The 14,661-nt window shown below is 29.4% G+C and carries 12 protein-coding genes; 1 reads left to right on the top strand and 11 read right to left on the bottom strand.

Annotation, left to right across the window (positions count from 1 at the left end; translation table 11 throughout):
- Positions 1 to 71 precede the first annotated feature (71 nt).
- The 6 genes from dapB to MPF19_RS07250 all read right to left on the bottom strand — a co-directional run bounded on the left by dapB (position 72) and on the right by MPF19_RS07250 (position 5,375).
- The gene (dapB, locus tag MPF19_RS07275; protein ID WP_203394001.1) at positions 72 to 773 is read right to left on the bottom strand and encodes a 4-hydroxy-tetrahydrodipicolinate reductase; all 702 of its coding nucleotides are present in this window, start codon (positions 771 to 773) and stop codon (positions 72 to 74) included.
- Position 774: 1 nt separating this feature from the next.
- On the bottom strand, positions 775 to 1,368 hold the full coding sequence (locus MPF19_RS07270; RefSeq protein ID WP_249987478.1) for a DUF5683 domain-containing protein: 594 nt from the start codon (positions 1,366 to 1,368) through the stop codon (positions 775 to 777).
- Positions 1,369 to 2,253, bottom strand: coding sequence for a ParB/RepB/Spo0J family partition protein (locus MPF19_RS07265; RefSeq protein ID WP_203394003.1), 885 nt, complete (start codon positions 2,251 to 2,253; stop codon positions 1,369 to 1,371).
- A gap of 1 nt (position 2,254) precedes the next feature.
- Positions 2,255 to 3,019 (bottom strand): ParA family protein, encoded by a 765-nt coding sequence (locus MPF19_RS07260; protein WP_203394004.1) that lies wholly within the window; start codon positions 3,017 to 3,019, stop codon positions 2,255 to 2,257.
- A gap of 193 nt (positions 3,020 to 3,212) precedes the next feature.
- Positions 3,213 to 4,673 carry an aminoacyl-histidine dipeptidase gene (locus tag MPF19_RS07255; RefSeq protein ID WP_249987476.1) on the bottom strand — a complete coding sequence of 487 codons (1,461 nt, stop codon included), beginning with the start codon at positions 4,671 to 4,673 and terminating at the stop codon, positions 3,213 to 3,215.
- Between the two features lie 69 nt (positions 4,674 to 4,742).
- Positions 4,743 to 5,375: an NAD(P)H-dependent oxidoreductase gene (locus tag MPF19_RS07250; RefSeq protein ID WP_249987474.1), complete on the bottom strand. Its 633-nt coding sequence runs from the start codon at positions 5,373 to 5,375 to the stop codon at positions 4,743 to 4,745.
- Positions 5,376 to 5,489: 114 nt separating this feature from the next.
- On the opposite strand from MPF19_RS07250, the gene MPF19_RS07245 reads away from it, so the two are divergent.
- Positions 5,490 to 6,758, top strand: coding sequence for a DUF2851 family protein (locus tag MPF19_RS07245; RefSeq protein ID WP_249987472.1), 1,269 nt, complete (start codon positions 5,490 to 5,492; stop codon positions 6,756 to 6,758).
- A gap of 403 nt (positions 6,759 to 7,161) precedes the next feature.
- Here the strand turns inward: MPF19_RS07245 and MPF19_RS19415 are convergent, their stop codons facing one another.
- The 5 genes from MPF19_RS19415 to MPF19_RS07220 all read right to left on the bottom strand — a co-directional run bounded on the left by MPF19_RS19415 (position 7,162) and on the right by MPF19_RS07220 (position 14,584).
- Positions 7,162 to 7,428, bottom strand: a complete 267-nt coding sequence (locus MPF19_RS19415; protein WP_349666066.1) for a cyclic nucleotide-binding domain-containing protein — start codon at positions 7,426 to 7,428, stop codon at positions 7,162 to 7,164.
- A 444-nt stretch (positions 7,429 to 7,872) separates the two neighbouring features.
- The gene (locus tag MPF19_RS07235) at positions 7,873 to 8,304 is read right to left on the bottom strand and encodes a hypothetical protein (protein WP_203394008.1); all 432 of its coding nucleotides are present in this window, start codon (positions 8,302 to 8,304) and stop codon (positions 7,873 to 7,875) included.
- 64 nt (positions 8,305 to 8,368) lie between these two features.
- Positions 8,369 to 10,822 carry an alpha-ketoacid dehydrogenase subunit alpha/beta gene (locus MPF19_RS07230; protein WP_249987470.1) on the bottom strand — a complete coding sequence of 818 codons (2,454 nt, stop codon included), beginning with the start codon at positions 10,820 to 10,822 and terminating at the stop codon, positions 8,369 to 8,371.
- A gap of 151 nt (positions 10,823 to 10,973) precedes the next feature.
- The gene (locus MPF19_RS07225; protein WP_249987468.1) at positions 10,974 to 13,733 is read right to left on the bottom strand and encodes a gluzincin family metallopeptidase; all 2,760 of its coding nucleotides are present in this window, start codon (positions 13,731 to 13,733) and stop codon (positions 10,974 to 10,976) included.
- A gap of 143 nt (positions 13,734 to 13,876) precedes the next feature.
- Positions 13,877 to 14,584: an LOG family protein gene (locus tag MPF19_RS07220; protein ID WP_203394011.1), complete on the bottom strand. Its 708-nt coding sequence runs from the start codon at positions 14,582 to 14,584 to the stop codon at positions 13,877 to 13,879.
- Positions 14,585 to 14,661 lie beyond the last annotated feature (77 nt).

The following is a 14,661-nucleotide window of genomic DNA, read 5'->3' as shown; positions in this document are numbered from 1 at the left end:
ATACCTCTCGACTGCGCTCGAGGAGATAAGTATATTTTATTAGAGTAAAAAAAAAGAATATGTTACAGTTTTTAACGGATGTTTAACACATCTTTCATAGAGAAAATTCCTTTTTTACCCAGAATCCATTCTGCTGCAACAACAGCGCCTAAAGCAAATCCTTTTCTACTATGAGCTGTATGTTTAATTTCTATAGAATCTACTTCAGAGTCGTACCAAACAGTGTGAGTACCTGGTACATCCGGAATTCTTTTAGCTACAATAGGAATATTTTCTTCGGATGTTTTTTCATCTAATTCCCAATTATTCTTAGAAGAATTTTCTATAATTCCTTCCGCCAAAGTAATAGCTGTTCCACTTGGTGCATCTAATTTTTTGGTGTGATGAATTTCTTCCATAGAAATATTATAATCTTCTAAAGAACTCATCATTTTTGCCAATTGCTTATTTAGCTCAAAGAAAATATTTACCCCTAAACTGTAATTAGAAGCATAAATAAAAGCACTGTTTTTTTCTTTACAAAGTGCAACAGCATCTTCATATTTATCTAGCCAACCTGTAGTTCCAGAAATTACAGGAACATTGTTGTTTATACAATTGGTAATATTATTATAAGCAGAAGAAGGCACGCTAAAATCGATGGCAACATCTGCCAACGTTATATCAATTACATCATCTACATCTTTTCTAATTACTATTTCATGTCCACGAGATAAAGCAATTTTTTCAATTTCTTTACCCATTCTTCCATAACCTAATAGTGCAATCTTCATTTTAAAAATTATATTTAATTGTTAGACCTACTTTTGGTGCTTCCACATAAATTGGATCAATTACAAAAGTGGGTTTAAATGATAAATTATCATCGGTGTTAAATTGAAGTAGATGTGCATTTACACTAGCTTCTACAATTTGTAAAACATACAAAATAACAGTTGTTAATAAAGACATGTCTCTATTTTCGCTTAGTTGTTCTTGAGCCGTTTCTAAAGTGGTTAATGAAATTATTTCAGTACCATCATCTAGAGTAAATTCATCTTGTAATCCGTTTTTTCTTAACTTATAAGCGGTCCTATACCTTTTGTATTCTTTGTTGTTGTCTAAATAATAATATATACTAGTACCCATAGCTGCCCAAACAATTGGAGCTTTCCAATATTTTTTATTATAAATTTGCCCCATTCCTGGAAATATAGCTGAATAAAATGCCGCTTTAGATGGGGCTAAGGCATCATAAACACCACCTTTTTCTATTTTTATATCTCCTTTAATTTTTAGACCTTTTACATTTACAGAATCTTTCTGCCCAAAAATGGACGCAGAAAGAAGCGTTAGTAATAAAACAAATATGATTTTTTTTAAAAGCACTTATTTTAATAAGTTTTTTATTCGGTTAAAATCTTCTTCAGAATGAAAAGGAATTGAAATTTTACCTTTACCATTACTACTAACAGAAACGTCTATTTTATGACCAAAGTATTCGCTAATATCTTTAACACTGCTTTTAATGTAGTTAGGTACAGGTTTTTTCTTTGGTTTTGCAATGGTACCAGATTTTAAACTTTTTACTAAGTCTTCAGTTTGTCTTACAGATAACTTATCTCTTAATATTTTCTCGTAAATAGCTAATTGATCTTCTGTGTTTTCTACATTAATCATAGCACGACCATGCCCCATAGAAATAAAACCATCTCGCATACCCGTTTGTAAAATTGGATCTAATTTTAACAAACGTAGATAATTGGTAACCGTAGAACGTTTTTTACCAACTCTTGTACTTAAATCTTCTTGTGTTAACTGAATTTCATCAATTAAACGTTGGTAAGATAAAGCAACCTCAATAGGGTCTAAGTTTTTACGTTGTATGTTTTCTACCAATGCCATTTCTAGCATTTCTTGGTCGTTGGCAAGTCTTATATATGCGGGTACAGTTTTGTTTCCAATTAATTTTGATGCTCTAAAACGACGCTCACCAGAAACTAATTGAAATTTATTACCTTCTAGTTTTCTAACCGTAATTGGCTGAATAACGCCCAACTCTTTTATAGAACTAGCGAGTTCTCTTAATGCTTCTTCATCAAAATAAGTTCTTGGTTGAAATGGGTTTACATCAATCAAGTCTAATTCTATTTCAATAATACTTCCAACAACTTTATCTGCATTCTTATCGGATGCAGAAATTACGTTAGAAGATTCTTGCAATAAAGCAGATAATCCTCGTCCTAAAGCTTGTTTCTTGGTTGCTTTTGCCATGTTACGAATTCTTTTTTAATAATTCTTGTGCCAAATTTAAGTAATTTACAGCACCTTTACTTGTTGCATCGTATGCAATAATACTTTCTCCGTAACTTGGTGCTTCACCTAAACGTGTATTTCTTCTAATAATGGTATCAAAAACCATGCTAGAGAAATGTTTTCTAACTTCGTCAACTACTTGATTAGAAAGGCGTAAACGAGAATCAAACATTGTTAAAAGTAATCCTTCTATGTCTAAATCTGAATTATGAATATTCTGTACGCTTTTAATCGTATTTAATAGTTTTCCTAATCCTTCTAGTGCAAAATATTCACACTGAATAGGAATAATAACAGAATCTGCCGCTACTAAAGAGTTTAAAGTTATTAAACCTAAAGACGGTGCACAGTCAATTAAAATATAATCGTAATCGTCTTTTATGTCGACTAACGCTTTTTTTAACATATATTCTCTGTCTTCTTTGTCTACGAGTTCTATTTCAATAGCTACTAAATCTATATGTGCAGGTATAATATCTACATTAGGAGAAGCTGTTTTAACAATTGTGTCTTTTGCTAAAATTGAATGCTCTAAAACTTGATAGGTACCATATTCTACAGCCTCTACATCAATACCTAAGCCAGATGAAGCATTTGCTTGTGGATCTGCATCAATTAACAAAACTTTTTTCTCCAAAACACCTAAGGAAGCAGCTAAATTAATGCTTGTTGTTGTTTTACCAACACCTCCTTTTTGATTTGCAATAGCAATTATTTTCCCCATTATAAAAGTTTAGTTTAAAGTTAGTAAAATTACGTTTTTTTATGTTTTTAGAAAATGAAAGATGTTAACAAAAAGATAAAAATATAAAATACTGACATTTAGTTTGTTATGATGGTTTTTGTCGAATTTTTAAACAAATTTCATCAAAAAAAAACCGAAGCGTAAACTTCGGTTTCTAACAAGTAATATTGTTCTATTTCTTTGGAATGTTCTTTAGGATGGCTACTAAAAATTTCCAGAATTTTTGTGTTGATGAAATAGAGGCTCTTTCATCTGGTGAATGTGCCCCTGTTATGGTTGGCCCAAAAGAAACCATATCCATGTCTGGGTAATTCTGACCTAAAATACCACATTCTAAACCAGCATGACAAGCTGCAACATGTGCTTTTTCACCATGTAAGGTTTCATATAAGTTAGAAATGATGTCTAAAATTGCTGAATTTACATTGGGTTGCCAACCAGGATATTCTCCTGATAAATCAACATCAAAACCAGAGAGTTCAAAAGCAGATTTTAATGAATTTGCCAAATCTAATTTATTGCTTTCTGATGATGAGCGCGTTAAACAACCTACTTTTATCTGTCCGTCTTTTACAATTACTCTGGCAATATTATTAGAGGTTTCTACCAAATCTTTAATATCCGGACTCATTCTATACACGCCATTAATTGCTGCATAAATAGATTTTAAAAACCCTTCTTGAACGCCTATTTCCATCACTTTTACAGGTAAGGCAACTTTTTGAATATCAACGGTTAAGTTTGGCTCTAATGTTAAGAACTCTTCTTTTATATTGTTAATAAGCAGGTTGGTTTCTAATACAAATGCTTCTTTAGATATTTTATCTACAGTTATTAGAGCAGTGCTTTCACGGGGAATTGCATTACGTAAACTACCTCCATTTATTTCAGAAATTCGCAATCCAAAATTAGTGAAACCGTCAAATAATAAACGGTTCATAATTTTATTGGCATTTCCTAGTCCTTTATGAATATCCATTCCAGAATGTCCACCATTTAATCCTTTTACGGTAATAGAAAAAGCTGTTGAGTATTTAGAAGTTTCTTCTTCCTTATAAGTTCTAGTGGCTGTAACGTCTATACCACCAGCGCAACCCATGCCTATTTCATCATCTTCTTCTGTGTCTAAGTTTAAAAGAATCTCTCCTTCTAAAATTCCACCTTCAAGTCCCATTGCACCAGTCATACCAGTTTCTTCATCAATAGTAAATAGCGCTTCTAGGTTTGGGTGTTCAATATCATCAGAAGAAAAAATGGCCATAATTGCAGCAACTCCTAAACCATTATCTGCTCCTAAGGTGGTTCCATGGGCAGTAACCCAATCACCATCAATTAGCATTTTGATGCCTTCTTTGTCAAAATCGAAAACGGTATCCGAGTTTTTTTGATGAACCATATCTAAATGGCCTTGTAAAACAACAGTTTTTCTGTTTTCTAAACCTTTTGTAGCTGGTTTTTTAATAATTACATTACCTACTTTATCTACAAAAGTTTCAAGGTTTAAGTGCTTACCAAAATCTACCATAAATTGAATTACACGTTCTTCTTTTTTAGAAGGACGAGGAACTGCATTTAAATCTGCAAAATGATTCCAAACAATTTTAGGTTCTAAACTTCTTACTTCTTTACTCATTTTCTTGTTTTTTATTATAAATTTTTGAAGGCTAAAAAAAGCCTTAAAACTAAATTTCAGTCAGTAAATTTACACTATTTCTATAACAGTTTCTGTTAAGTTTTTTCTAACTTTAGTTAAATCTTTCATATAACAATCATCTGCTCTAAAGCCTACAGGTATAACCAAAACGGGTTTTAAATTTAGTGCATTCAGATTCAGAATTTCAATATATTTATCCGGAATAAAACCCTCCATAGGGCAAGCGTCTATTTTTTCTATGGCACAAACGGTCATTAAGTTACCTAATGCTATATACGCTTGGTTTTTATTCCATAGAAGTAATTCTTCTTGTGTTTTTTTCTGAACATCTTCCATCAAAAAATCTTTAAAGGGCTTTGTAATGGTTTCGGGTGTATTTCTAATTTCTTTAACTAATTTAAAATAATTTTGTATTTCTTCTGTAGTATAATTATCAATAACACAAATAACTAAAACATGAGACGCTTCTAATAGTTGATTTTGGTTAAAAGAATGTGCAACTAGTTCCTTTTGTATCTCTTTATTTTTAATTACAACTAATTTTAAAGGTTGTAAGCCGTAAGAAGTTGCTGTTAAGTTAAAAGCTTCTTTTAAAGTGTTTATTTGTGTTTCAGAAAGCTGTTTTTCTGAATCAAACTTTTTAACAGCATAACGCCATTTTAAACTATCTATAATATTCATTTATCTTAATTAGGTTACAAAAATAAGTCATTCTTTTAGATGAGTTCTATTCATGTGATTATAAATATTGATAAAGGTATAAATCATTTTTTGTATCTTGATAACAAAAAAACTATGAATGAGGATTTTCTTCATTATGTATGGAAGTATCAATTATTTTCTATTCATGATTTAAAAACAACTACTAAAGAAAGTTTAAATATTTTAAAAGCTGGAAATCACAACCATAATTCTGGACCAGATTTTTTGAATGCTCAAATTAAAATTGAAAACCAACTTTGGATTGGTAATGTAGAAATTCATTTAAAATCGTCTGATTGGTATGCGCATCATCATGAAATTGATAAAAATTATGATGCAGTTATTTTGCATGTGGTTTTGGAAGATGATGCAACTGTTTTTATGAAGAATAATATACCTTTACCTGTTTTAGTTTTAAAAGATTTTGTGTTTAAATCGGCTTTAGATAATTATCGTAATTTATTTTCAACCAATCAACGTTGGATTCCTTGTGAAACAGAAATTAGTTCTGTTGATGATTTTACACTTGAAAATTGGAAAGAACGATTATTTTTTGAGCGTTTAGAACGAAAATCTATCGAAATGAATCAGGTTTTGGTAGATAATCAAAATGACTATGAGGCGGTTTTATTTAAGTTATTAGCAAAGAATTTTGGGTTGAAAGTTAATGGTGATGCCTTTTTTAGTTTGGCAACATCTTTTGACTTTTCTATGCTAAGAAAAGTAAGGTTTAATGAAAATCAATTAGCTGCCTTGTTATTTGGACAAGCAGGATTTTTAGAGGAAGTTCTTGAAGATGCGTATTCTCAACAATTAAAAACCGAGTATAATTATTTAGAACATAAATATAATTTGAAGTCAATTTCTAAAAATCAGTTTTCTTTTTTTAGAATGAGACCACCTAATTTTCCAACGATACGTATTGCGCAATTAATAGCTTTGTATCATTTACATCAGAATTTATTTTCTAAAATGATGCAAATAGAAACCTTAAAAGAATTTTATGATTTGTTTGAAATTGATGTACATCCGTTCTGGAAAACACATTATACATTTGATAAAACTTCAAAATTAACACCAAAAAAACTATCTAAATCGTTTGTAGATTTATTACTGATAAACACTATTATTCCTCTGAAATTTTTATATCAAAAAAATAAAGGAGAAGTAAATGAAGTAGCGTTTTTAGAGATTCTTCAAAAAATAAAATCAGAAAAAAATAGTATTATTTCTAAGTTCGATGAAATTGGAGTAAAAGTAAAAAATGCTTATGAAACTCAGGCTTTAATAGAACTTAAAAATAATTATTGTAATAAAAAAAGGTGCTTACAGTGTGCGGTAGGAGTAAAGTTGTTGCGTTAAATTATTGAATGTAGGTAATCATTGAATTCAGTTTACTCATGTGAATCTTTATTTTTTTTAAATGAATGACCCAATTGTAATTGCAGTACAAATAGCTAATGAAACAAAACTAATTATTGTCCAGAAATTCCGACTGTTTTTAATTAAATATTTTACTCCAATGACTAAGAAAAATAATTGTGCAATAAGAAATGGGATTGTTAATAATTCTCGAAGTACTCCAATTAAGACAAAATCTATTTCATAAAAATTAATTATGTAGATTAAAATAAAGAAGGATACAATTGTGAAATTTATAATTGTCAGATTTCGATTTGTGATTAATTTATTCATTGTTTTTAGTTTTTCTAAATTATTGGAATGTAAAGTTCAGAAAAGTTCATGAGATAACAATGAGCCCAAGTTAAGTAATACGTTTTCTTATTCTACTTAATGCTTGTGGTGTAACACCCATGTATGAGGCAATATGTTTTAAAGGTATTTGTTGAAATAATTCTGGTCTGTCAGAGAATAAATCTAAAAACCTTTCTTCTGCTGTTTTACTTAAAAATGAAAGCTCTCTTTTCGATTTTATTAAAAACATGTTTTCCGCCATTTTTCTACCAATAATATTTCCACTACTTGTTTTTTGATAAGCTTCTTGCAGGTCTTTGTTTGAAATTTTCCACAAGATTGTTTCTGTTAAGGTTTCAATTTGATGTTTAGACAGCTTTGTGTTAAAAAAGAATCATAGCCCGTAACAAATTAATTGTCAAGTAAAAAGCCAAAAGTTAAATCATTTTCAATTCTAGGAATATAAAGTCGGATTATTACTTTGGCAATGAATTATAAATAATTTGCAACCTTGCCAATCTTTAATAAGGTGGTGTTTTTTTTTTTTTGAACTTTACTTTTTTTTAATTTACAAGAAAAAAGGTCCAATCAGAATCATTCATTGGAGAAGTATTGTCAATAAACTTTCTAATTAATGGCAACGTGTTTGTACAAGATTAGTTGCGTTGTTTAAACACTTAATTTAGTAAATAATTACCGAATAGAAAATCCCAAAGAATTTTCGTAAATGTGCCAAAACCAAGCAATTAATTTTGTACGGTGTTGTAATTTGTTATATTGTTCAACTCAAAATTCGAATATTATTAACTGGGATTATTTCTATCTTATTCAAAATAGTATCTCTAATAATTAGTCTAAAATCAAATTTCTTATATCTATCCAATAAATCAAAATCATTTTTTACTCGATAATTTATTCCATTATGAAATCTTTTTAGTAACTCATCTTTTGATAGAATTTTATAATTATCTATTTTACTCAGATTAGTTATTATTGATTTCTTTTCTTGATTTTTTTTGAAATATATAAATTTTGAATGATTACAAATTAAGTAAGAATCTTTTATGCTTCCGTGCCATATTATTTTTTGATTACAAGCATTCAAATCTTTGTCATAAATAAAATAGATTCTTTCTGGATTTCTCGGAATAAAAATTAAAATCATTAATATAATCAAAAGTACTGACGCTATTAAGTATTTGTATTTTTTCATTTTCAAGATTAGTTATTTTATACTCAACTCGTAATTTTTCATTCGTAATAAATTACAACATCTATTAATACAAACTTTTATATTTACTAGGGTTTGCTTCATTCATCATTTCATAAATTTTCTCATAAATATCTTCTGCAGATGGTTTGGAAAAATAATCTCCATCTGTACCATACGCTGTTCTATGTTCTTTAGCGGTTAAAGTTGCGGGTTTGCTATCTAAAAACATGTAACCATTTTGGTTTTCTACTATTTTTTGCAGAAGGTAAGCAGAAGCTCCACCGGGTAAGTCTTCATCAACTATTAATAACTTATTCGTTTTTTCTAAGCTTTTTACACAATCATGATTTATGTCAAAAGGCAATAAACTTTGTGCATCTATAATTTCTATATTAATATCTGCTTGTAGTAATTCTTTTGCAGCTTGCTCAACAATTCTTAATGTAGATCCGTAAGAAACAACTGTTAAATCGGTACCTTGTTTAATTGTTTCTACAACGCCAATTTGTGTTTTGTAATCACCTAAATTTATGGGTAATTCTTCTTTTAATCGGTAACCATTTAGGCATTCTATAACTAAGGCAGGTTCGTCTCCTTCTAGTAATGTATTGTAAAACCCTGCTGCTTTTGTCATGTTTCTTGGTACTAATACATGAATTCCTCTAACATTATTTATAATTCCTGCCATTGGCGAACCAGCATGCCAAATACCTTCTAGTCTATGGCCACGAGTTCTAATAATTAATGGCGCTTTTTGTTTACCAAAAGTTCTATAGTGTAAAGTTGCTAAATCATCACTCATAATTTGTAGAGCGTAAAGTAGGTAATCTAAATATTGAATTTCTGCAATTGGTCTTAAACCACGCAGTGCTAAACCAATACCTTGGCCTATAATCGTTGCTTCTCTAATACCTGTATCTGCAACTCTAGTTTCGCCATATTTCTCTTGAAGCCCCTCTAATCCTTGATTTACATCACCAATAAAACCAGCATCTTCACCAAAAATAATTACTTCAGGGTATTTTTTTAGAATGGCATCAAAATTATCTCTCATGATTATTCGTGCATCAACTAAAGTTTTATTTTTAGCGTAAACAGGTAGCTTTTTAGGCACGTTTAAAGCGTTAAAACTAGATTCGCTATGCAGGTGTGATGAGAATTTTTCTTCAGCAACTTTTAATGAGTTTTTTATGAAATTTTGAAGCAGTATTTTTTCTGCAAAACTTTCATCTTTTAAGTAACGAAGTGTTTTTCTTGCAGTAGATAAAACATCTTTTCTAGTTGGTTCTACAATAGAAATTAAATCTTTTATATGTTTATTGATAAAACTGCTATTTTTACTTTTGTTAGCAACTTTTTCTAATAATTGAGTGGCAGTATTTACTTCTGATTTTATTTCATTAATAAATGCGTTCCAGGCATTTCTTTTGGCGCTAACAACCTCTTTTTTAGCTTTTTTTTCTAGAATAATAATCTCTTCTTCAGATTCTACAAAGCGTAAAACTTCTCCTGTTTCTGTTTCTAGTTCAAAATTTAAAATCCAGTGTCGCATTTTAGTAATGCAATCATGTTCTTTTTCCCATGCAAGTCTTTCTTTTCCTTTGTATCTTTCATGAGAACCCGAGGTAGAGTGACCTTGTGGTTGTGTAAGTTCTTTTACATGTATTAAAATAGGCACATGTTCTTCTCGTGCAATTTTCGCTGCTTTGTTATAAACATCAACTAATTGAACGTAGTCCCATCCGTTTACAACAAAGATTTCTAAACCATTTTTGGTGTGGTCTCTCTCAAAGCCTTTTAAAACTTCAGAAATACTTTCTTTTGTTGTTTGGTGTTTTGCGTGAACAGAAATTCCATATTCATCATCCCAAACACTCATTAACATTGGTACTTGTAAAACTCCAGCTGCATTTATAGTTTCAAAAAATACACCTTCACTGGTACTTGCGTTTCCAATGGTTCCCCATGCAACTTCATTTCCGTTTGTAGAAAATTTAGATTTATGTTGTACACTTTTTTCTGTTCTGTATATTTTAGACGCTTGTGCTAAGCCTAGTAAACGAGGCATTTGACCTGCTGTAGGTGAAATGTCTGCGCTAGAATTATATTGTTTTGTTAAGTCTTTCCAACTACCATCATCATTTAAACTGTGTGTGGTAAAATGCCCACCCATTTGTCTACCAGCAGACATTGGTTCTGCTTTAATATCTGTATGTGCGTATAAGCCAGCAAAAAATTGTTGTGGAGTTAATTCTCCAATAGCCATCATAAAAGTTTGATCTCTATAGTAACCAGATCTAAAATCGCCCAGTTTAAAAGCTTTAGCCATTGCTAGTTGTGGAACCTCTTTTCCGTCTCCAAAAATTCCAAATTTTGCTTTACCTGTTAAAACTTCTCTACGGCCTAATAAACTGCATTCTCTACTAATTTTAGCAATTCTATAATCATTTAAAACTTCAGTTTTAAAATCTTGAAATGAAAGTTTTTGTTTATTCTCTATAGGTGTTTCCTGCAACATTTTTATGAGATTTTTAAGGTCTTACAAAGATAGTTTTTTTAGTTGATATTGAAAAATATAAATATTTATTAAGAATTATGTAAAATTTATATGAATTATATTGTTTTTGTTGAAAATATTTCAAATAAAAACAAAACTAATTGTTGTTAATTTAATAAAATCCACGTTTAAAAAAGTTATAAATAGATTTTAAATCTGCAGATAATGAAAATCTTATTTTTTGTGGGTAGGCTGCTTGAGATACTTCCCAACCATTGTTGGAGTAGAAGGGAAAGTAAATTTCGAAAATCTCATGTACAAAGTTAAAACGAACTCCGTTTTCATAAGCAAAATATAACGGGTGGTTTTTGTTTTTTAAGAAAGCTACATCATTATAAACCTCTATCCATCTCCATAATCCAATGCTAGAATTATTAGAAACCATAAATTGATTTGCAAATCGTGTAGGAAGCACAGATTTAAATCCTCCTTCGGTTATGATATATTGCTGACTAAAAAAACCAGAACTTTCTGATCTCCCCAAGTAATTTAATTGAAACAAATAATCATTACTTCTATCTAAGCCAAAATTAAAATAATCCCCTTCAGTTTTATTTTTAAAAAATAGACCTGCAAAAAACCTAAAATCTAATTGGGTATCTGAAGTTGTTAAAGTTCTAAATCTAAGATCTAAGGAAGCTTTAGAGAAATTTTTAGCAAATTCTGTGCTAAAATTGTATCTAAATTCTTTAATGATGTCTGGGTTAGAATAATTATAACTTAGACTAAGAATGCTATATTTATCTTGATCTGTTTTAATAGCATCTGGGGCAATCTCTTTTTCTATATGAATTAATTTTGCTCTAAGGGACTTTGAAGAAACATCTCTTAAGGTTTTTCTTTTAAAAGTAATATCTACAAACGGAGTAAAAGATTTGTAAGAGAGGTTTGCTGCATAGTCTGATGTGCCACCAGATAGCCCATAAGCGACTCTGTAAATTTTTGTTTTTTCGAAATATTGATTATAAAGTAAAGAAAAACTACCTATAACTGTATTGCTTTTTGTTGCGTAATAAGGAGATACTTTAAATTCGAAGTTTCTTTTTATTAGGGGTCTATTGTGTAATTTAACACCCAGAATTAAACCGTTATAAAAATTGTAATTCGCATCTGGTTGGTAAAAAATTTGATTGTAATTTGGGCTACTTACATCTTTTAAAAAAGAAAGCTTAATTGGTTTGTTAAGTATTTTTTTGTCAATTTTTTTCCAGTTATTTAAAGTGTTTAACTCTGGATACAAATTTTCATAATTTAAAACAAAAGTATCGTAATTACCTTTTTTAAATTTAACAATTTTAGAACTGTCAACATTAGAAATCCATTTTTTTAATTTTATTTCTTTGTCTTTGATAGCATAAATAGCTAAGGGAGTTGTTAGGTTTCTTTTGTTTTTTATAGTTACAGAAATACTGTCCTTTCCAATTTTTATTTTTTCAATTTTATGATCTATTTTTTTATTTGTTTTTACAAAATCGTTAAAAAACCAATCTAAATTTTTAGTAGTTTTAGAAGAAAGTAATTGATTAAATTTATTACTTGAAATTATTTTTAATTGGTTGTTTTGGTAGAACTCTTGAATTGTATTGTTTAAAATACTATCACCTAAATAACCTTTTAAAAAGCGAAGCCCTAAACCTGCTTTGTATTTACTAACAATTTTTCTATTAAAATTAGAAAGAGAATCTGCAGAAGTATTTAATGCTTGGTCTAAAAATTTACGAGCCGTAAACTGGTATACAAAAGGATATTTATCATTAAAATCTAATTTAGAAATATTAAATCTTTTTGCAAACCAAGAATTAGAAACTTTACCTAAAAGTTTTACTTCGGGGTAATATTCTTCTACATATTCGATCATTAAATAGTTTTGTATTCCGTCTATTAGCCAGTAATCTTTTCTTTTGTTTAAGAGTAAGGTATTTTCTATATACCTTTTTGTTAGTGCCTTAAACATCGTAATATCCCATTTAAAAGTATCGGAAAATGGGCGTAAGAAACTAGGTAATTGATTTAAACCATAGATAGGGTTTTTACTTTGAGTTGCTTTATCAATAAAAATTTCTACATGAGGGTATTTTCCTAAGTATTTTTGAATAAAAAGTAGTTCTCTATTTAAGATGCTTGTTGTTAAATTAAAGTCTAATTCTTTAGAGAAAACATCTGTATGTACAGTAACTGTTTTTGTAGTGTAGGTTTTTAGTTGCTTTGTTTTGTTAATTCCAATAATAACATCTGTTTTGTTTTTTCCAACTAAATAGTAACTGTTTGTTTTTTCTTTTTTAGTTTTATATTGGTATAAATTAGATTCTACAATAAATGCATTAGGAACATCTATTTCAATTTTAAAATCAGTGCCTTTTTCGTATAAATCATCTAAATTTAAATTACTCATTAATTGCCAACCTTTGTTATAAATTGCTGGTGTTAAATACCAATTTCTAAGATGATACCCTGTTTTTGTTTTACCATATTTTGTAAAACGAGCATTGGGCATTTTTATAATATAGGTAATAGATATGGTTATTTTAGAATTAGGATATAGAGGTCTGTCAAGTTGAATTTCTAGTATGTCTGCTTGTTTGTCAAGTTCTTTATAAAAAACGTTTTCAAAATCTACATAAAGACTTTTTATGGTTGATGAACCTAATTCTTCTTCTTTAGCAAAGTATAAATCTTTTCTAAAATCTTTAATAAAACGTTTAGATAAAGGTGTTTTTCTATCTCTGTAGCTATTTGCCCAATTATGCAGGTAAACTTTTGTTAATATAGAATCTGAAGGGTTGTAAAAAATAATTTCTTGTTGAATTTTTAACTCGTCTTTTTCTGTATCTAATTTAGATTTTATGCTGATAGAGTTCTGTTGCGAAAACACAAAAGAGGTTGCTAGTAAGCATATTAGTAATATGTAATAACGATTTTTCAAATAAATCTTTATTGTTTATAAGTGGTTCATTTTACAAAGCCTATCTTGTGAAAGAAGACGGGCTTTATAAAAGTTGAAATTATTTTAATTCTCTAGAAATTAGGTTTAAAGTGGTATTTATCGTAGAAGTTATTTAGATGTTCTATAGCTTCTTCAGCAGTATCTACCAATCTAAAAAGGTTCAAATCCTTTTCACTAATATTTCCTTCTTCAAGAAGTGTGTTTTTTATCCAATCGAATAAACCACCCCAAAACTTTTTATCAACCAAAATAATTGGGAAACGACCAATTTTATGTGTTTGAATTAAGGTAATGGCTTCAAAAAGTTCATCCATCGTTCCAAAACCACCAGGCATTACTACAAAACCTTGCGAGTATTTTACAAACATTACTTTTCTAACAAAAAAGTAATCGAAATCTAAACTTTTTCCTGGGTCTATCCACGGGTTGTCATGTTGCTCAAAAGGGAGTTCAATATTTAAACCAACTGAGCTTCCTTTTCCTCTATGGGCACCTTTGTTTCCTGCTTCCATAATTCCAGGTCCTCCACCAGTTATAACACCATATCCATTTTGTGTAAGTTGGTATGCAATCTCTTCTGCTAAGATATAATGTGGATTATCTGGTTTTGTTCTTGCGGAACCAAAAATGGATACAGAAGGTCCTACTTTACTTAATTTTTCATAACCTTCTACAAACTCTGCCATTATTTTAAAAATAGCCCAAGAATCATTTGTTTTTATTTCATTCCAGGTTTTTGTTTGTAATTTTTCTTTTATTTTTCTATCGTCATTTGTCATGCTCTATAATTTTTTAAATTTTATATAGTTCCTTTTTTTCAAAAAAGAAATGCTTGCTAAAATAGTTCTTTTTCAAC

The organism is Polaribacter sp. Z014 (genome assembly GCF_023555435.1).
In the GTDB taxonomy this organism is placed as follows: domain Bacteria; phylum Bacteroidota; class Bacteroidia; order Flavobacteriales; family Flavobacteriaceae; genus Polaribacter.
This window is presented reverse-complemented; position numbering and strand designations above follow the sequence as displayed.